The organism is Pseudomonas chlororaphis (assembly GCA_001023535.1).
GTDB classification, from domain to species: domain Bacteria; phylum Pseudomonadota; class Gammaproteobacteria; order Pseudomonadales; family Pseudomonadaceae; genus Aquipseudomonas; species Aquipseudomonas chlororaphis_E.
Window position 1 is genome coordinate 5,952,487 of the sequence record CP011020.1, and the last position, 19,771, is coordinate 5,972,257.

Below are 19,771 nucleotides of genomic sequence, written 5' to 3' on the forward strand. Positions count from 1 at the left end.
AGCGGTGTGCCAGTCGACATGGATATCGAATGTGCCACCGTATTCACGAGCAAGCCCGCTCCCACAAATTGCGCGGTTGGCGGATTTTAGTGGCTGGATCGACGACGTTCGGCCGCAAGTTTTTCGGCGAGGTGGTCGAGATCGGGCACCGGCGGTTCAGGGAGTTTTCTCAGGGTCGCCTGCATCAGGCGCATCTGGCGGATGAAACGCCGACAGTTGGGGCAGAACATCAGGTGATGGCGCACCATCAGGCGCTCGCGAAAGCTCAGTTGCCCATCGAGGTAATCGCTGGAGCGCGCCACTTGTTCCTTACAGGTCAGCATTCGCCGGTTTCCTCGAAATGTTCCACGGTCGCGAAGACCTTCAGCCGGGCGCGATGCAACAGCACACGGACGTTGGAGAGCGAGATGTCGAGAAGATTACAGATTTCTTCCAGCTCCAGGCCCTGACGCTCACGCAGGGTCAGCACACTGCCCTGCAGCTCCGACAGGCTGAGCAAGGTGTGCTCCAGGCAATCGCGCAGCTCGCTTTCCGTGAGCAGGGCTTCGGGTGTGTCCTGGTGCCAGGCGAACGGTGCCAGCAACCAATGCCCGTCGGCGGCGAAGCGTTCGTCGCCCAGGGTGCCGTGGGGCGCCGGCAGATCGTCGAGCAGCACTTCCCGCCGGTTCTGCTTGTAGCGGCCCTTGGCGGCATTGGCGGTGATGGTCAACAGCCAGGTCTTGAGGCTGGAACGCCCCTGGAAACCGCTGAGATTGCGCACCACCGACAACCAGGCGTCCTGCACCACTTCGTCGGCGTGGCGGTTGCCGACGATGGCATAGGCGACCGCGCGCATCGGGCCCTGGTAGGTACTGACCAGTTCCTTGTAGGCACGCTGCTCACCGGCCAGCAGGCGCTGGAGCAGTTGGGTGTCATCGGTGACCGTCATTCAAACGCCCCATTCTGCAGGAAGCCGGACGCTGCTTTTTGTGGCGAGGGAGCTTGCTCCCGCTGGGCTGCGAAGCAGCCCCCAGATCTTGCGGTCGCTGCGCAACCGAGCGGGAGCAAGCTCCCTCGCCACAGAAGCTCCACTTGCCACAGAGGAAGCCCGGACAGGATCAACGCTTGCGCAGAATCACACTGCCAATCGAATAGCCGGCGCCAAACGAGCTGAGAACGGCCACGGTGCCCGCCGGCAGGTCATCCTGGTACAGGTGGAAAGCAATGACCGAACCTGCCGAACTGGTGTTGGCGTAGCGGTCGAGGATGACCGGGGCTTCTTCTTCGGTGGCTTCGCGTCCCAGCAGCTTGCGCACGATCAACTGGTTCATGCTCAGGTTGGCCTGGTGCAGCCAGAAACGCTTCACCTGGCCGACGTCCAGTTGGTTCTCATCCAGGTGGGCGCCGATCAGTTCGGCCACCATCGGGCAGACGTCGCGGAACACCTTGCGGCCTTCCTGGACGAACAGTTTGTCCCGGCTGCCGACACCCTCTTCAGCGGCGCGGTTGAGGAAGCCGAAGTTGTTGCGGATGTTGTTGGAGAACTTGGTCAGCAACTTGGTGCTGACCACGTCGAACTGGTGCGCCGAGGTGGCCTGGTCGGCGCGTTCGATGATCACGGCGGTGGCCGCGTCGCCGAAGATGAAGTGGCTGTCGCGGTCACGGAAGTTCAGGTGCCCGGTGCACACTTCCGGGTTGACCATCAGGATCGCCCGGGCCTGGCCCAGTTGCACGCTGTTGGCGGCGGCCTGGATGCCGAACGTTGCCGAGGAGCAGGCCACGTTCATGTCGAAGCCGAAGCCCTCGATGCCCAGCGCTTCCTGAACCTCGATGGCGATGGCCGGGTACGGCCGCTGCAGGTTGGAACAGGCGACGATCACGCCGTCGATGTCGGCAGCGGTGCGGCCGGCGCGCTCCAGGGCTTGCCTGGCGGCACCGACCGCCATTTCGCAGAGCACCGACCACTCGTCGTTGGAGCGCTCGGGCAGACGCGGGGTCATGCGCTGCGGGTCGAGGATGCCGTCCTTGTCCATGACAAAGCGGCTCTTGATACCAGAAGCCTTTTCGATGAACGCGGCATTGGATTCGGTCAGCGCCTCCACTTCACCGCGCTCGATGGCCTCGGCGTTGTCGGCGTTGAACTGGGCGACATAGGTATTGAAGGAGTGCACCAGTTCTTCGTTGGAGATGCTGTTGGCCGGGGTGTACAGGCCGGTGCCGCTGATGACGACGTTATGCATGGGCGTGTCTCTGATCTGTTCAGGCAGAAAGCATTGGCACCGACGTACCAATACACAAAGGGACTTTTCCCATCCGGGGAAGCAGCCCTGGCAGCGCTTTATTCCGATCCGCCCGAGGGATTGAAGCTCAAAAACCACGGGACCGGCATTTATAGGCGCGAAGTTTGCCATAAACCCTGGGGTTTGGCCCATTCTCCATTCATCACAACCCCATACCCTGTGGGAGCGAGCTTGCTCGCGATAGCGATGGTTCGGCCTGCATTGATGTTGACTGATACACCGCTATCGCGAGCAAGCTCGCTCCCACAGGGGTTAGAGGGGCTTTGCGATCACGGTTCCACCTGCCCCCATTGCTTGCCCAGGCGCTTGTCGGAAATCGGTACCTTGGTGCCCAACTGCTGGGCGAACAGCGACACCCGGTATTCCTCCAGCCACCAGCGGTACAACTCCAGTTGCGGGTCGCGCTTGCCTTCCTGGGCATGTTTGTCGGCACGGGCCTGGTATTGGGCCCAGAGGTTCGACAGCTCGCCGCTCCAGACTCGGTCCTTCTGCACCTGGCCGCCGAGCTTCTCGAAGCGCTGCTCGATGGCCTTGAGGTAGCGCGGCAGTTCCTTGAGCCATTGATGCGGAGTTTCGCGCACGAAGCCCGGGTACACCAGGTGGCCGAGCTGCTGCTTGATGTCGTTCAGAGCCACGGCCTGGGCCAGGTCGATCTTGCCCTTGAAGCGCTTTTGCAGGCCGTGCCAGAGCTTGAGGATGTCCAGGGTCAGCTTCGCCAGACGCTCGGCGTGCTCGGTCCACCCGCCGCGCTTGCGCTCGGCCAGGGAGGCGAGCGCGGCGCCGTCGCGGGGCAGGCTCGCCTCGCCGTCCAGCACGCAACTGTCGAGGCTCGCCAGCAGGATATCTTCGACCAGGCTGTCGATGCGCCCCAGCTCGCGATACAGCAGGCCCAACTCGGTCAGCCCCGGCAGCTTGCCGCGCAGGAACTTGGCGGACTCGGCCAGTTGTTGCATCAACAGGCGCTGCAAGGCGCGGCGGTGCTGGAACTCGGCTTCGGCCGGTGTCGGGAAGCGCCCTTCCTTGACCACGCCGCCCTCTTCCACCAGCGCCGGGTAGACCGTCATCGACAGCCCGGCGATCTTCTGTTGGGTTTTCTCGGCCACCGGCGCAAAGACTTTCGCCTCCACCGGCGCCTGGCTTTTCGCCGTTTGCGGCACCGCCAATGCGGCCTGGCTGGCCTCGGCAAAGCGCGCCGTCAGTTCGGCCAGGTCGCGGCCTTCGCCGAGGAACTTGCCCTGGCCGTCGACGATTTCCAGGTTCATGCGCAGATGACTTTCGACTTGCTGCGCCGCTTCGACCCAGGCTTCGTCGCTAACCCGCGCCCCGGTCATGCGCAGCAGTTCACGCCCTAGGGCCTGGGGCAACGAACCCTCGGCGAAGGTGATGCGTTGCAGCGCGGCCTTGACGAAGTCCGGCACTGGCACGAAATTCTTGCGCAAGGCCTTGGGCAGGTTGCGCACCAGGGCGATGCACTTGGCCTCGATCATCCCCGGCACCAGCCACTCCAAGCGCTCCGGTGGCAACATCGGCAACAGCGGCGCCGGTACGCGCAAGGTCACGCCATCGCGGGGGTGGTTGGGCTCGAAGTGGTAGCTCAACGGCAAGGTCAGGTCGCCGACGCGCAAGGTGTCCGGGTAGTACGCGGCGGTGACCTCACTGGCCTCGCGAGCCAGTACGTCTTCTTCGCGCATGATCAGCAGTTGCGGGTCTTTCTGGCTGTTGATGCGATACCAGCTGTCGAAAGTCGCGGTCTGGTGGATCTCCGCTGGCAAGCGAGCGTCGTAGAAACCGAACAGCGTTTCTTCATCCGCCAGGATGTCGCGACGACGGGCCTTGGCCTCCAGCTCGTCGAGTTGCTCCAGCAGCCTGGTATTGGCCCCCAGGCACTTGGCCCGGGACTGGATCTCACCGCGCACCAGCGCTTCGCGGATGAACAGTTCGCGAGAGACCACCGGGTCCACCGGCCCGTAGTGCACCGGCCGACGACCGACCACGATCAGCCCGAACAGGGTGATCTGCTCGTACGCCACCACCTGCCCGCGCTTCTTCTCCCAATGGGGTTCGAAATGGTTCTTCTTGATCAGGTGTCCGGCCAGCGGCTCGATCCAGTCCGGCTCGATCTTGGCGACCATGCGCGCATACAGCTTGGTGGTTTCCACCAGCTCGGCGGTCATCAGCCACTGCGGGCGTTTCTTGCCCAGGCCGGATGACGGGTGGACCCAGAACCGCCGTTGACGGGCCCCCAGGTAGTCGCCGTCCTCGGTCTTCTGGCCAATCTGGCTGAGCAGCCCCGAGAGCACCGCCTTGTGCAGCTTCGGGTAATCCGCCGGTTCCTTGTTGAGGCTCAACTGCAGGTCGCGGCAGATCAGGCTCAATTGCCGATGGGCGTCGCGCCACTCGCGCAGGCGCAGGTAGTTGAGGAAGTTCTTCCGGCACCAGTTGCGTAACGGGCTGGCGGTCAGGGCCTGGCGCTGCTCTTCGAAACCGCGCCACAGGTTGACCAGCCCGGCGAAGTCCGAGTCCGTGTCCTTCCACTGGGCGTGGGCCTGGTCGGCGGCCTGCTGGCGCTCGGGCGGACGCTCGCGCGGGTCCTGGACCGACATCGCGCTGGCCACGATCAGTACCTCCTGCAGGCTGCCCAGCTTCGCCGCTTCCAGCAGCATGCGACCCATGCGCGGGTCTACCGGCAGGCGGGCCAACTGGCGGCCCAACGCCGTAAGCTGACCATTGCGGTCCACCGCCGACAACTCTTGCAGCAGGTTGAAACCGTCGCTGATGGCCTTGCCATCCGGCGGCTCGATGAACGGGAAGTCGGTGATTTCACCGAGGCGCAGGTGCAGCATCTGCAGGATCACCGCGGCCAGGTTGGTGCGCAGGATCTCGGGGTCGGTAAATTCCGGCCGGCCGAGGAAATCCTCCTCGCTGTACAACCGCACACAGATCCCCGGCTCGACCCGCCCGCAGCGCCCTTTGCGCTGGTTGGCGCTGGCCTGGGAAATGGCTTCGATGGGTAGGCGCTGGACCTTGGCCCGGTAGCTGTAACGGCTGATGCGCGCGGTGCCGCTGTCGATGACGTAGCGGATGCCCGGCACGGTCAACGAGGTTTCGGCGACGTTGGTCGCCAGCACCACGCGCCGCCCCGGATGGGACTGGAAAATTCGCTGTTGTTCGGCCGGGGACAAGCGCGCATACAACGGCAGGATCTCGGTGTGCTTGAGCTGGGCCTTGCGCAGCATTTCCGCCGCGTCACGAATCTCCCGCTCGCCTGGCAGGAACACCAGCACGTCACCGGGGCTACGGCGCTCGCTGCGTTCATGGGCGGCGATTTCATCGAGGGTGGCGAGGATCGCCTGGTCGACGGTCAGGTCGTCTTCGACCCGGTTGCCTTCTTCGTCCTGCTCCAGGGTCAGCGGCCGATACCAGGTTTCCACCGGGAAGGTGCGCCCCGAGACCTCCACGATCGGCGCATCGTCGAAGTGCTTGGAGAAGCGCTCAAGATCGATGGTCGCCGAGGTGATGATGACTTTCAGGTCCGGGCGGCGCGGCAGCAGGGTCTTGAGATAGCCCAGCAGGAAATCGATGTTCAGGCTGCGTTCGTGGGCCTCGTCGACGATGATCGTGTCGTAGCGTTCGAGGTAGCGATCGTTCTGGGTCTCGGCCAGCAGGATGCCGTCGGTCATCAGCTTGATCAGGGTGTTGGCGTCGCTCTGGTCCTCGAACCGCACCTGGTAGCCCACCAGCGCGCCCAACGGCGTCGCCAGTTCCTCGGCGACCCGGCTGGCAACGCTGCGAGCGGCGATACGGCGCGGCTGGGTGTGGCCGATCAGGCCATGCTGGCCGCGACCGATTTCCAGGCAGATCTTTGGCAACTGGGTGGTTTTGCCCGAGCCGGTTTCGCCCGCGATGATCAGAACCTGATGCTTGAGCAACGCGTCCTTGATTTCATCGCGCTTGGCCGCGATCGGCAGATTGTCGTCGTAGCGAATCACCGGCAGGCTGGCCTTGCGCGCCAGCACCTGGTCACACGATGCCTGCATGCGCGCCACCCACTGGGCCAGCTTGGCCTCGTCGGGTTTCTTGCGCAGCTCGAGCAACTGGCGCCGCAACCGGTGACGGTCGGCGAGCATGGCGTGGTCGAGGTTCTTCAGCAACTTGTCGATAGCGGGGGCTTGGTCAGTCATCAGGTACGCAAGGGGAAAAAAGAGCAGCGGCAAGTTTCAAGCTGCAAGCTGCAAGTTGCAAGCCGCGTTGACCGGAAACTCAAAACTTACCGCTTGAAGCTTGAAGCTTGAAGCTGCTTCTATCCCTTGCGCCGATACGGGAACACATCGATCACCTTCCCCGCCCGAATCGCCTCTTGCAGGCCTTTCCAGTAGTCGGCGTTGTACAGCTCGCCGTGCAATTGGTCGAACAGCTTGCGCTGGCCCACGTCGGCGAACAGGAACGGTGGGAATTCCTCGGGGAACACGTCCAGCGGGCCGATGGAATACCAGGGCTCGGAGGCCATCTCGTCTTCCGGCGTGCGGGGCTGGGGGATGTGGCGGAAGTTGGCTTCGGTGAGGAAGCAGATCTCATCGTAGTCGTAGAACACCACGCGGCCGTGGCGGGTCACGCCGAAGTTCTTGAGCAACATGTCACCGGGGAAAATGTTCGCCGCCGCCAGTTGCTTGATCGCCAGGCCGTAGTCTTCCAGCGCCTCGCGCACCTGGGCCTCGCTGGCGTTTTCCAGGTAGAGGTTCAACGGCGTCATGCGCCGCTCGGTCCAGCAGTGGCGAATCAGCACCGTATCGCCCTCCACCGACACTGTGGACGGCGCCACGTCGAGCAGTTCTTCCAGGCAGGCCGGCTCGAACTTGCTCAGCGGGAAGCGGAAGTCGGCGAACTCCTGGGTATCGGCCATGCGCCCAACCCGATCGACACTTTTCACCAGGCGATACTTCTCGATCACCGTGGCCCGGTCGACGTTTTTCGACGGCGAGAAACGGTCCTTGATGATTTTGAATACAGTGTTGAAGCCCGGCAGGGTGAACACGCTCATGACCATGCCGCGCACCCCCGGCGCCATGATGAAGCGGTCGTCGGTGTTGGCCAGGTGGTTGATCAGCGCCCGGTAGAATTCGGACTTGCCGTGCTTGTAGAAACCGATGGAGGTGTACAGCTCGGCAATGTGCTTGCCCGGCAGGATGCGCTTGAGAAAACCGATGAATTCCGCCGGCACCGGTACGTCCACCATGAAGTACGAGCGGGTGAACGAGAAGATGATCGACACCTGCGCCTCGTCGGTGATCAGCGCGTCGATCTGGATGCCCCGGCCTTCGCGGTGCAACAGCGGGATCACCAGGGGCCATTGGTCGTCCTGGGTGTAGATCCGGCCCACCAGGTAGGCGCCCTTGTTGCGGTACAGCACTGAAGAAAACAACTCCACCGTCAGCTCCGGGTCCTTGCAGACCCAGTCCGGCAGGTTCTCGCGCAGTTGGGCTTCGAGGCGCTGCAGGTCGCCCGAAAGGTCGGCGTAGTCCTCGCTGAAGCGGTAGTCGGCGAAGATGTTCGCCAGCATCCGGTCGATCTGGCCCTGGGGCTTGTAGGTACGCGTCTGGGCGGCCCGGGCCCGGCGCAGGCTGGGCCGGGTGGTGTGGATGAACATGGTGCCGTCGCTGATCAGGTCATGGCTGAACAGCCCGCAGAAGATCGAGTTGTACCAGGTTTCCGACAGTTCATCGTCGAAACGCAGGTCGATCAGGCTGATGTAGGCGCTCTTGACCAGCGGCCAGCAGCCCACGTCCATCAACGCCTCGGCTTCGAAGGCCTTGCGCAGCCGCGCCACGGTTTCAAAGACTTTTTCTTCATACAGATTGATCCGCGCCGCCGACGCCGCTTGCGCCTCCAGCCACTGGGCCTGCTCGAACCGGGCGCGGGCGCCGTCGGTAATCTGCCGGAAATGCTCGCGATAATCGTCGAAGCCTTCGAGGATCGAACGGGCGATATCGGTGGCGGGCCATGGTTGCGGCATAGGGTGAACCTCGGCGGGTCAGGCTTGTTATTGGCGACTGAGCTTAGAGGCCAATCGCGCGCCAGCGCAACCATTGCCATCGGTATCCGGGGCAGCGACACTTGTCGCCCGATTCTGCCAGGAAAGCCCCGTGAACCTCGTCGATACCCTGCGTTTGCTATCACTGGCCGCCATCTGGGGGGCCAGCTTTCTGTTCATGCGCATTATCGCCCCCGTCATTGGCACGATCCCCACTGCATTTTTTCGCGTGTCCATCGCCTTCGTCGGCCTGCTGGTCATCCTGACGCTGATGCGTATCGACTTTGATTTTCGCGGCAAGCTCAAAGTGGTGATGGTGCTGGGCCTGATCAACTCGGGCATCCCGGCCACGTTCTACTCGCTGGCGGCCCAGGTGTTGCCCGCCGGGTACTCGGCCATCTTCAACGCCACCACGCCGTTGATGGGCGTGCTGATCGGCGGCCTGTTCTTCAGCGAAAAACTCACCGTGGCCAAGGTCAGCGGGGTGTTCCTGGGCCTGTTCGGGGTGGGTATCCTGACCGGCGCCGGGCCGGTGGCCTTCGACCTGCAACTGCTGATGGGCGCCCTCGCCTGCCTGCTGGCGACCACCTGCTATGGCTTTGCCGGCTTCCTTACTCGCCGCTGGCTCGATCATCAAGGGGGGTTGGACAGCCGCCTCGCCGCGCTGGGCAGCATGTTCGGCGCCACGGTGTTCTTGCTGCCGCTGTTCGGCTACACCGCCATCAGCCAGCCCCCGGCCAGCTGGGGCGGCTGGAGCGTCTGGTTGTCGCTGCTGGGGTTGGGGCTGGTGTGCACGGCACTGGCGTACATTCTGTACTTTCGGCTGCTCAGCTCCATCGGCCCGGTCAAGTCCATGACCGTGACCTTCCTGATCCCGCCGTTCGGCGTGTTGTGGGGGGCGTTGCTGCTGGATGAGCCGCTGGGCATGGCGCATCTGTATGGCGGGGTGCTGATTGCGGCGGCGTTGTGGCTGGTGTTGAAGCCAGGGGTGACGAAGCCTGTTGAGGTAGAGTAAGGCCGTGGCGAGGAAGCTTGCTCTCGCCGGGCGCGAAGCGGCCCTCGTTTTCTGGGGCGGCTGCGCCACCCAGCGGGAGCAAGCTCCCTCGCCATAGGTCAGCCGAACAGCCAGTAGCCCAGGGCCGTCAGCACCAGCACCGCCAACACGGGGCGCATCACCCGGTAGGCCTTGGGATGCTTGCGCTTCCACTGCTTGACCTGACCACTGAAGCCGTCACTGAACCTCTTGCTCCAGGCGTAAGCCTGGTTGATCCCGCCGACGCGTTCGTCGTCGAGGTTCTGCGGTGCGGTGGCGCGACCGAGGAAGGCACTGATGGCGCGGTTGAGACGGGTCATCAGCCGGCTTTTCAGCGGGCGTTCGACGTCGCAGAACAAGATCACCCGGGTTTGCGGGGTTTCGTTCTTGACCCAGTGCACGTAGGTCTCATCGAACATGACGTCTTCGCCATCACGCCAGGCATAGACCTGGCCGTCGACAAAGATCCGGCAGTCGTCGGAATTGGGCGTGGACAGCCCCAGGTGATAGCGCAGGGAACCGGCGAACGGGTCCCGGTGAGGGTTCAGATGGCTACCGCCCGGCAGCAGGGCAAACATTGCGCCCTTCACGTTGGGAATGGCGCTGACCAGCTCGACGGTTTTCGGGCACAGCAGCTCGGCAGACGGCAGCGGTTTGTCGTACCACTTGAGGTAGAAGCGCTTCCAGCCTTTCTTGAAGAACGACCCGAAGCCGGCATCGTTGTTCTTTTCCGCAGCCCGGATATAGCCCTCGTCGAACAGGTGCATGGCCTCGTCACGAATGACGTGCCAGTTGTCCTTGAGCACATCCAGCTCGGGAAATTTGCTGCGGTCCAGGTAGGGCTTGGAGGGCACGCCGGAAAACAGGTACATCAAGGCGTTGTAGGGGGCGAACAAGGCCGAGTGATTGACGAACTGGCGCAATACCGGCAAACGCGCGCGACCGCGCAAGTGCACATACAGCGTACTGCCCAGGAACAGCAGCAATACCGAGGCCTTGGCGACAAACGAAACGGTCATTGTAAAACTCCTTGTCCAAAACGACTTGCGCAACGCCATCAGCCCGGCGCGACGGCCGGCCATGGTATAGAGCCTTGCCCGGGGAAGAAACCGCCCCAGGCAACATTCACTGTTGAGAATGACGCAACAATGCCCTTCTTAACACGCATGAGCTGAACGTTGGCTGATGCAGTCCACTGTGGCGAGGGGATTTATCCCCGCTGGACTGCGCAGCAGTCCCAACAACTCATCCGGCTCCATTTATCTCGGGGTCGGGTTTGGGGTCGCTTCGCAACCCAACGGGGATAAATCCCCTCGCCACAAAAAGCCTCGATTGCTTGGCCGTTACTGCTGGATCTCCTGCTCGGTGAACAAATCACTGAACAACATGCTCGACAGATAGCGCTCGCCCGAATCCGGCAGGATCACCACCAGGGTCTTGCCCTGCATTTCCGGTTTTTCCGCCAGGCGCACGGCCACGGCCATCGCCGCGCCGCAAGAGATGCCGCAGAGGATGCCCTCCTCCTGCATCAGGCGCAAAGCCATGGCCTTGGACTCCTCGTCGGTGACCCGCTCGACCTGGTCGACGATCGACAGGTCAAGGTTCTTCGGCACGAAGCCGGCACCGATCCCCTGGATCTTGTGGGGGCTGGGCTTGATCTCCTGCCCCGCCATCGCCTGGGTAATCACCGGCGAGGTTTCGGGCTCGACCGCCACCGACAGGATCGGCTTGCCACATGTGTTCTTGATATACCGTGAAACGCCGGTGATGGTTCCCCCGGTGCCGACCCCCGCGACCAGCACATCCACCGCGCCATCGGTGTCGTTCCAGATTTCCGGGCCGGTGGTTTTTTCGTGGATCGCCGGGTTCGCCGGATTTTCGAACTGCTGCGGCATGAAATAGCGGGAAGGGTCGCTGGCGAGGATCTCGGCGGCCTTCTCGATGGCGCCTTTCATGCCCTTGGCCGGCTCGGTGAGCACCAGTTCCGCGCCCAGGGCCTTGAGCACCTTGCGCCGCTCGACGCTCATGGACGCCGGCATGGTCAGCATCAGCTTGTAGCCGCGGGCGGCGGCGACGAACGCCAGGCCGATACCGGTGTTGCCCGAGGTCGGTTCGATGATGGTCATGCCCGGCTTGAGCCTGCCGGTGCTTTCGGCGTCCCAGATCATGTTCGCGCCGATCCGGCACTTGACCGAATAACCCGGGTTGCGCCCCTCGATCTTGGCCAGGATGGTCACGCCACGCGGCGCGATGCGGTTGATCTGCACCAGCGGCGTATTGCCAATGGAATGGGCGTTGTCGACGAATATGCGGCTCATGACCGGTCCTTGAGGCTGCGGATAGTTAAGCGCTTTAAGGTAAGCCTGTTGCCCATGGGCGTCCAGTTGCACCGAACGTTCGCACGGCGACAACGGTCAATGGCTTTAACAACGCTGGAGACTGACTGACATGAAGCGTCGATACAGCTGGCCACTGTGGGGACTCGCCGCCCTCGTCGTGCTGCTGGTGGCCTTGCACTTCACCTTGCCTTATCTGGTTCGCGACTACCTGAACGACAAGTTGGCGAATATGGGCGATTATCGCGGCCAAGTCACCGACGTGGACCTGGCCTGGTGGCGCGGGGCCTATCGGATCAACGGCCTGAAAATCATCAAGGTCGACGGCAAGGTCCCGGTGCCTTTCGTCGATGCACCGCTGGTCGATTTGTCCGTCAGTTGGCATTCGCTGTGGTACGACCATGCGGTGGTGGCCGAGGCGGAGTTCGCCCGGCCCGAAGTGAACTTCGTCGACGGCGGTGGCAACCGACAGAACTCCCAGACCGGTCAGGGCACCAACTGGCGCGAACAACTGAGCAAACTGCTGCCCATCACCTTCAACGAAGTGCGGATCAGGGATGGCCACGTGACCTTTCGCAACTTCAACTCCAAGCCGCCCGTCAACCTGCGGGCCACCGACGTCAATGCCAGCTTCTATAACCTGACCAACGTGGTCGACACCGAAGGCAAGCGTGACGCGCGTTTCGAGGGCAAGGCGCTGGTGGCCGAGCACGCGCCCCTGGAAGTGCTGGCCACCTTCGATCCACTGAGCAATTTCGAGGATTTCGATTTCCGCCTGCGGGCCACGGACATCGAACTCAAGCGCCTCAACGACTTCGCCGCGGCCTATGGCAAGTTCGACTTCAACGCCGGCCACGGCGACCTGGTGATCGAAGCGCAGGCGACCGACGCCAAGCTCAGCGGCTACATCAAGCCGCTGCTGCGCGATGTGGACGTCTTCGATTGGCAGCAGGACGTGGAAAACGAGAAAAAGAACATTTTCCGCTCGGTCTGGGAAGCGCTGGTCGGCGCGGGTGAAACGGCACTGAAAAACCAGCGCAAGAACCAGTTCGCCACCCGGGTCGAACTCAGCGGCAATGTCCATCAACAGAACATCAGCGCCTTCGAAGCCTTCCTGCAGATATTGCGCAACGGCTTCGTCCAGGCCTTCAACGCCCGCTATGAACAGCCACCGCCATCCAAAGACTAGGCGCATCAATCCTGTAGTGAGACCGGGTCAACATGTGACGCTCCATTCAGAGACTGAATACAGCGTCTGCGTTCACAGTCGGCGGGACGTCGCGTTATAGTCGGGCACGACATTTATTTTCGCGCGCCCCGCCTCGCCGGGCCGACGACACGTTCGAGGAATCCGCAGATGAAGTTCGAAGGCACCCGCGCCTACGTGGCCACCGATGACCTGAAGCTGGCCGTCAACGCCGCCATCACCCTGGAGCGGCCGCTGCTGGTCAAGGGCGAACCGGGCACCGGCAAGACCATGCTGGCCGAGCAACTGGCTGAGTCCTTCGGCGCCCGCCTGATCACCTGGCACATCAAGTCCACCACCAAGGCCCACCAAGGCCTGTACGAGTACGACGCGGTCAGCCGCCTGCGGGACTCGCAACTGGGTGTGGACAAGGTCCATGACGTGCGCAACTACCTGAAGAAAGGCAAGCTCTGGGAAGCGTTCGAGTCCGAGGAACGGGTCATCCTGCTGATCGACGAGATCGACAAGGCCGACATCGAGTTCCCCAACGACCTGCTGCAAGAACTCGACAAGATGGAGTTCTACGTCTACGAAACCGACGAAACCATCAAGGCCAAGCAGCGGCCGATCATCATCATTACCTCCAATAATGAAAAGGAGCTGCCGGACGCCTTCCTGCGCCGCTGCTTCTTCCACTACATCGCCTTCCCGGACCGCGCGACGCTGCAGAAGATCGTCGATGTGCATTACCCGGATATCAAGAAAGACCTGGTCAGCGAAGCGCTGGACGTGTTCTTCGACGTGCGCAAGGTGCCGGGCCTCAAGAAAAAGCCCTCCACCTCCGAGCTGGTGGACTGGCTCAAGCTGTTGATGGCCGACAACATCGGTGACGCGGTCCTGCGCGAGCGCGACCCCACCAAGGCCATCCCGCCGCTGGCCGGTGCCCTGGTCAAGAACGAACAGGACGTGCAGCTGCTTGAGCGCCTGGCGTTCATGAGCCGTCGCGGCACGCGTTGAGCCCTCTTCGTCAACAAGCGCGAGGGCAACTGCCATGCTGCTGAACCTGTTCAATGAGATGCGCGCCGCCAAGGTGCCCGTGTCGGTGCGTGAACTGCTGGACCTGATCAATGCGCTGAAACAGCGGGTGATCTTCGCCGACATGGACGAGTTCTATTACCTGTCCCGGGCGATCCTGGTGAAGGACGAACGCCATTTCGACAAGTTCGACCGGGCCTTCGCCGCTTACTTCAATGGCCTGGAGAAACTCGACGATCATCTCCAGGCGCTGATCCCCGAAGACTGGTTGCGCAAGGAGTTCGAGCGCTCGCTGACCGATGAAGAGCGGGCGCAGATCCAATCCCTCGGTGGCCTCGACAAGCTGATCGAGGAATTCAAGAAGCGCCTGGAAGAACAGAAGGAACGCCATGCCGGCGGCAACAAGTGGATCGGCACCGGCGGCACCAGCCCGTTCGGCTCCGGGGGTTTCAACCCCGAAGGCATCCGTGTCGGCGACGCCGGCAAGCGCCAGGGCAAGGCCGTGAAGGTCTGGGACCAACGCGAGTACAAGAACCTCGACGACCAGGTGGAATTGGGCACCCGCAACATCAAGATCGCCCTGCGCCGCCTGCGCAAGTTTGCCCGCCAGGGCGCGGCCGAAGAGCTGGACATCGACGGCACCATCGACCATACCGCCCGGGATGCCGGCCTGTTGAACATCCAGATGCGGCCGGAGCGGCGCAACACCGTCAAGCTGCTGTTGCTGTTCGACATCGGCGGTTCGATGGATGCCCACGTGAAGATCTGCGAAGAGCTGTTCTCGGCCTGCAAGACCGAGTTCAAGCACCTGGAGTACTTCTACTTCCACAACTTCGTGTACGAGTCGGTGTGGAAGAACAACCTGCGCCGCACCTCCGAACGCACCTCCACCCAGGACCTGCTGCACAAGTACGGCGCCGACTACAAAGTGATCTTCATCGGCGACGCCGCCATGGCGCCCTATGAAATCACCCAGCCGGGCGGCAGCGTCGAGCACTGGAACGAAGAAGCGGGCTACGTGTGGATGCAGCGCTTCATGGAGAAGTACAAGAAACTCATCTGGATCAACCCCTACCCCAAGGACACCTGGGGCTACACCGCCTCCACCAACATCGTGCGGGAACTGGTGGAGGACCGGATGTATCCGCTGACCCTGCGAGGGTTGGAGGAAGGGATGCGGTTTCTTTCCAAGTGATCGTTGGTGCCCTTTAGGGCCTCATCGTCGGATCGCCGCCCGGAGCAAGCTCGCTCCCACACTGGATCTTCGTCACACATGAGATCCCCTGTGGGAGCGAGCTTGCTCGCGATGCTTTTAGCGGTCGAGAAAACCGCGCAAGCACTCCACCTGCTGCCGATGCGCCACCTCCTGCACCACCGGCCGCAACCGCACCTGCGCCCCCGGCAGGCATTGCGCCAACCGGGCCAGGGCCAGCGGGGTCAAGGCGCCCAGGCGCGGGTAGCCACCGATGGTTTGCCGGTCGTTGAGCAACACGATGGGCTGGCCGTCCGGCGGCACCTGCACGGCCCCCAGGGGAATGCCTTCGGAAATCATCGGCGGGCCCTGGTACTCCAGCGGCGTTCCCAGCAGGCGGATGCCCATGCGATCGGCGCGGCTGTCCAGCGTCCAGGGCGTGTTGAACGCATCGAACAGGCTGCGGCCACTGAACGCCCCGTTCTGCGCGCCCAGGATCAGCTCCAGCGGCTGAGCCTGCTGGAAATCCGGGATCAACCGGCCCGGCATCGGCCGAGGCGTGGCCGCCCCCCCATAGCTCAAGCGCTCGCCGCGAGCCAACGCCCGCCCCAGCCCATCCAACCCGCCGAGCGCTTCGCGCACCACCGTTGCCCGGCTGCCCAACACCGCCGGGGCTTCGAAGCCGCCAGGGGCCGCAAGGTAGGCACGAGCCCCCAGCACGGGCTGGGTGAGCGCCAGGGATTGGCCTTTGCGCAGGCTGAAATAGCGCCAAGGCGCCACGGCCTGGCCGTCCACCCGGGCGCCCAGGTCGGCCCCGGCCAGCGCCAGCACGCAGTCGTCCTCGGCCACCAGCGTGAAGCCGCCAAGGGTGACTTCCACCACCGCCGCGTCCAGGGCATTGCCCAGCATCCAGTTGGCCCAGGCCATCGACAGCCAATCCGCCGCACCGCCCTGGGTCACGCCCAGGTGGCGGACGCCAAAGCGGCCGGCGTCCTGCAACAGGCACAGCGGGGTGCTGGCCTGGATCAATAAGCGGCTCATGCCTGGGCCTCCTGGGGTGTGTCATCGCCGCCCAAGCGGATGAACTCGGCGCGGTCCACGGCGACAAAACGCACCGTGTCGCCGGGTTGCATCAGGCTGTAGCCGTCACGTTCACGGTCGAACAGTTTGGCCGGGGTACGGCCGATCAGGTTCCAGCCGCCAGGCGACACCAGCGGGTACGCCGCGGTCTGGCGCTCGGCAATCCCGACGCTGCCTGCGGCCACCCGCTTGCGCGGCGTATCCAGGCGCGGCGCGGCGAGCGCTTCGTCCACCAACCCCATGAAGGCAAACCCCGGAGCGAAGCCCAGGGCGAACACCTGGTATTCGTGTTCGCTGTGGCGCCGGATCACCTGCTCCACGGTCAACCCGCTGCGACCCGACAACAGCAGCAGTTCCGGTCCGACGCTCAGGTCGTACCACACCGGCAGCACATGGCAGCGCCCAGCCGAGCGAGCATCGGGCGACAAATGGTTCAGCGCCTCGCTGACCAGCGACCGGGCCTGCGCCGGGCTCAAGGCCAACAGATCGTAATGCACCATCAACGTGGTGTAGGACGGCACCAGGTCGATCAGGTCGGCGGCGAACACCGCGCGCAGGCGCTCGCTGGCGGCGAGCATCCACGGCATGTTGTCTTCGGCGATTTCATCGAACAGGCGCACCATCAGGCAGTCCACCGCGACCACTTCCACACGTGGCTTCATGACGCACGCTGCCGGTCCAGCGCTTCGCGGATGCGTTGCACGGCGGCCACGGAGCTGGCGTTGTCACCGTGCACGCACAAGGTATTGGCGTGCAGGATCAACGCGCTGCCATCGCTGGCGGCCAAGGCATCGCCACGGGCAATGGTCAGGGCCTGGGCAATGATGGCTTCGGGATCGTGATGCACCGCCCCCGGCGCCTGCCGCGACACCAGGCGGCCAGCGCTGTCGTAGGCACGGTCGGCGAAGGCTTCGAACCACAACGTCAGGCCATATTCGTCACCCAGGGCCTGGGCGGCGCTGTTATCCCGGGTCGCCATGAGCATCAGCGGCAGGTCCGGGTCATAGTGGGCCACCGCCTCGATCACCGCGCGCAACTGCGCCGGGTTGGCCATCATGTCGTTGTACATCGCGCCGTGCGGCTTGACGTAGCTGACCCGTCCACCCTGGGCCCGGCAGATGCCGTCGAGGGCGCCGATCTGGTAGTGCAACAGGTCCTGCAGTTCCTGGGCAGCGTAGGCCATGGAGCGGCGGCCGAAGCCGGCCAGGTCCTGATAGGCCGGGTGTGCGCCGATCTGCACGCCGTTGGCCAGGGCCAGGCTGACGGTCTTGCGCATGATGCTCGGGTCGCCGGCGTGAAAGCCGCAGGCGATGTTGGCGCAATCGATGAAGGGCATCACTTCGGCGTCCAGACCCATGGTCCAACTGCCGAAGCTTTCGCCGATGTCACAATTCAATAGCAGGCGGTTCACGCTGAACGCTCCTGTAGGTACTTTCTTCTGACCCTGGGGGCACACACCCCCAGGTTACTCGTTACTCGGCTTCCAGTTGCTTGCCTTGGGTTTCCGGCAGGCTCAGGGCCGCCAGGATCACCACGCCGTAGGACACGGCCGCAAACGCACCGATCCCGACGCTCAACGGCACCCGCTGGCTCAGCAGGCCGATCAGCAGCGGGAACAATGCCGCCACCGCCCGACCAATGTTGTAGCAAAAACCCTGGCCCGAGCCCCGGATACGTGTGGGGAACAGCTCGGTGAGGAACGAGCCCATGCCGCTGAACATCCCGGAGGCAAAGAAGCCCAGGGGAAAGCCCAGCCAGAGCATCACGTTATTGCTCACCGGCACCTGGGTGTACAGCAGCACGATGGTGAACGAGCCGACGGCGAACAGGACGAAATTTTTCTTGCGCCCCAGTATGTCCGACAAGTATGCGCTGATGACGTAACCCACGTAGGAGCCGACGATCACCATCGCCAGGTAGCCACCGGTGCCCAGCACGCTCAAGCCGCGCTCGTTCTTCAGGAACGTCGGCAGCCAGGACGTGATTGCATAGTAGCCACCCAGGGCGCCGGTGGTCAGCAGCGAAGCGCGGATCGTGGTGAAGAGGATGCCGGGGGCGAAAATCTCGTAGAACCTGGCGTTATTGCCAGACGCCAGGCGGGCCTTGGTCTGGTTGTAGACCTCCGGGTCCTTGACCAGCCGACGGACGAAAATCACGAACACCGCTGGCACGATGCCAAGGATGAACAGCGCGCGCCAGGCGTCTTCCGGCGCCAGCACCGAGAACAGCAGCGCGTACAGAATCGCCGTCATGCCCCAACCCAGCGCCCATCCCGATTGCACCATGCCCACCGCCTTGCCACGGTCCTTGGCGCGAATCACCTCGCCCATCAACACCGCGCCAGCGGTCCACTCGCCGCCGAAGCCGAAGCCCATCAGCGTACGGGCGATCAACAATTGTTCGTAGTTCTGGGCAAAGCCGCAGAGGAAGGTGAAGAACGCGAACCACAGCACGGTCAGTTGGAGGGTGCGGACCCGGCCGATACGATCCGAGAGAATGCCGGCCACCCAACCGCCAAGTGCCGAGGCGATCAGGGTGCTGGTGTGAATCAGCCCCGCCTGACCGGTGGTGATGCCCCACATCGCGATGAGCGTCGGCACCACGAAACTGAGCATCTGCGTGTCCATGCCGTCCAAGGCGTAGCCGATCTTGCAACTCCAGAATGTGCGACGTTCCTGTTGGTTGATGTTGCGATACCAATCGAACGGGCCGGAACGGGCCTTGGACTCGGGGACGCCGAGCATGTCGGGTGCACTCATGGTGGTTCTCCACGGTTTTATTGTTTTAAGCCTCGACGCTGCAAACGTCGGGATCGGGTGCCGTGATTCTTGAGCGCAGGCGCCGGCGCGTCCAACTAATAAAACCTCGGACGGGTCATAAGAAAAAGTTGATGGGTAGAACTACCCGCGGAAACGGCGCAAAGCCTTTGTGGCGAGGGAGCTTGCTCCGCTGGGCCGGGCTGGCGCTCCAGCGCGCAGCGGCCCCAAAAAAGCGATGAGCGCTTCGCACTCAAGCGGGAGCAAGCTCCCTCGCCACAAAAAGCGTTCTAGCGTGAGCGTCAAAGCCCGCGCAAATCCCGCTCTTCGATCGGTCGGCTCTGGCGCAGGCGCTTGCCGCCCAGCACGACCCAGTCGATCAGGCGGAACAGGCATTCCAGGCCGAACGACAGCAGCATTGCGCCGCTGATGCCCCAGACCATGGCCTCGGGGGTCAGCAGGATCTGGTAGCTGTAGCCGTTCCAGGTTTCCTTGCGAATGTCCGGGTCTGCGGCCAGTGCCACTTGCAGCAAGCGGATGTACCACGGCCCCTGCATCGCCTGGAACTGCTTGTCCAAGGCCTGCTGGCGCACGAGCAAGGTGTTCAGGCTGTCGGCGTCGCTGCGAAAGATCGGGTCTTCGCTGGCGCGGTAATGGGCGACCAGGGCCTGCATGTCACCCTTGAAAAACTGGTTGGCGGTGCCCTGGAAACCTTGCAGGCCTGTCTGTGCCTCGATCAGGTGGGCCTCGACCCGCTTGGCGTAATCATTGATGAAGCCCGGCACCTGGACCCCCACCAGCAGGCCAATCGCGAACAACACCAGCCGTAGATAACTGAGCAACATA

At 63.3% G+C, this 19,771-nt stretch carries 16 protein-coding genes; 4 read left to right on the forward strand and 12 right to left on the reverse strand.

Going from position 1 to position 19,771, the window contains the following annotated elements:
* Positions 1–86: 86 nt before the first annotated feature.
* From VM99_25950 to VM99_25970, 5 genes are all read right to left on the reverse strand, one after another.
* Positions 87–323, reverse strand: coding sequence for a transmembrane anti-sigma factor (locus VM99_25950; protein ID AKK01331.1), 237 nt, complete (start codon positions 321–323; stop codon positions 87–89).
* Positions 317–928, reverse strand: a complete 612-nt coding sequence (locus tag VM99_25955) for an RNA polymerase subunit sigma-24 (GenBank protein AKK01332.1) — start codon at positions 926–928, stop codon at positions 317–319. Before VM99_25955 ends, VM99_25950 begins: the two co-directional genes overlap by 7 nt.
* Before the next feature lie 169 nt (positions 929–1,097).
* Positions 1,098–2,219 (reverse strand): 3-oxoacyl-ACP synthase, encoded by a 1,122-nt coding sequence (locus tag VM99_25960; protein ID AKK01333.1) that lies wholly within the window; start codon positions 2,217–2,219, stop codon positions 1,098–1,100.
* A gap of 329 nt (positions 2,220–2,548) precedes the next feature.
* On the reverse strand, positions 2,549–6,460 hold the full coding sequence (locus tag VM99_25965; protein ID AKK01334.1) for an ATP-dependent helicase HrpA: 3,912 nt from the start codon (positions 6,458–6,460) through the stop codon (positions 2,549–2,551).
* Positions 6,461–6,579: 119 nt separating this feature from the next.
* On the reverse strand, positions 6,580–8,289 hold the full coding sequence (locus tag VM99_25970; protein AKK01335.1) for an isocitrate dehydrogenase: 1,710 nt from the start codon (positions 8,287–8,289) through the stop codon (positions 6,580–6,582).
* 130 nt (positions 8,290–8,419) lie between these two features.
* On the opposite strand from VM99_25970, the gene VM99_25975 reads away from it, so the two are divergent.
* Complete coding sequence (locus VM99_25975; protein ID AKK01336.1) at positions 8,420–9,322, forward strand: multidrug DMT transporter permease; 903 nt, start codon at positions 8,420–8,422, stop codon at positions 9,320–9,322.
* Positions 9,323–9,420: 98 nt separating this feature from the next.
* On the opposite strand, the gene VM99_25980 is transcribed toward VM99_25975, so the two are convergent.
* Both VM99_25980 and VM99_25985 read right to left on the reverse strand, forming a co-directional pair.
* Positions 9,421–10,359 carry an aspartyl beta-hydroxylase gene (locus tag VM99_25980; GenBank protein ID AKK01337.1) on the reverse strand — a complete coding sequence of 313 codons (939 nt, stop codon included), beginning with the start codon at positions 10,357–10,359 and terminating at the stop codon, positions 9,421–9,423.
* Positions 10,360–10,683: 324 nt separating this feature from the next.
* Positions 10,684–11,658: a cysteine synthase gene (locus VM99_25985; GenBank protein ID AKK01338.1), complete on the reverse strand. Its 975-nt coding sequence runs from the start codon at positions 11,656–11,658 to the stop codon at positions 10,684–10,686.
* Between the two features lie 130 nt (positions 11,659–11,788).
* Here VM99_25985 and VM99_25990 point away from each other — a divergent pair, with 130 nt between their 5' ends.
* The 3 genes from VM99_25990 (at position 11,789) to VM99_26000 (ending at position 15,092) form a co-directional block, all read left to right on the forward strand.
* Complete coding sequence (locus tag VM99_25990) at positions 11,789–12,865, forward strand: hypothetical protein (protein AKK01339.1); 1,077 nt, start codon at positions 11,789–11,791, stop codon at positions 12,863–12,865.
* Between the two features lie 168 nt (positions 12,866–13,033).
* Positions 13,034–13,879: an ATPase AAA gene (locus tag VM99_25995; protein AKK01340.1), complete on the forward strand. Its 846-nt coding sequence runs from the start codon at positions 13,034–13,036 to the stop codon at positions 13,877–13,879.
* A gap of 34 nt (positions 13,880–13,913) precedes the next feature.
* Entirely contained in the window at positions 13,914–15,092 is a 1,179-nt protein-coding gene (locus VM99_26000) for a von Willebrand factor A (protein AKK01341.1), read from the forward strand.
* Positions 15,093–15,209: 117 nt separating this feature from the next.
* Here VM99_26000 and VM99_26005 read toward each other — a convergent pair whose 3' ends face one another.
* The 5 genes from VM99_26005 to VM99_26025 form a co-directional block, all read right to left on the reverse strand.
* Positions 15,210–16,130: an allophanate hydrolase gene (locus VM99_26005; GenBank protein AKK01342.1), complete on the reverse strand. Its 921-nt coding sequence runs from the start codon at positions 16,128–16,130 to the stop codon at positions 15,210–15,212.
* Positions 16,127–16,831, reverse strand: a complete 705-nt coding sequence (locus VM99_26010) for an allophanate hydrolase (protein ID AKK01343.1) — start codon at positions 16,829–16,831, stop codon at positions 16,127–16,129. Before VM99_26010 ends, VM99_26005 begins: the two co-directional genes overlap by 4 nt.
* Entirely contained in the window at positions 16,828–17,580 is a 753-nt protein-coding gene (locus VM99_26015; protein AKK01344.1) for a hypothetical protein, read from the reverse strand. Before VM99_26015 ends, VM99_26010 begins: the two co-directional genes overlap by 4 nt.
* A gap of 61 nt (positions 17,581–17,641) precedes the next feature.
* Positions 17,642–18,928, reverse strand: coding sequence for an MFS transporter (locus VM99_26020; protein ID AKK01345.1), 1,287 nt, complete (start codon positions 18,926–18,928; stop codon positions 17,642–17,644).
* Between the two features lie 299 nt (positions 18,929–19,227).
* Positions 19,228–19,770 (reverse strand): hypothetical protein, encoded by a 543-nt coding sequence (locus tag VM99_26025; protein AKK01346.1) that lies wholly within the window; start codon positions 19,768–19,770, stop codon positions 19,228–19,230.
* Position 19,771: the final 1 nt, after the last annotated feature.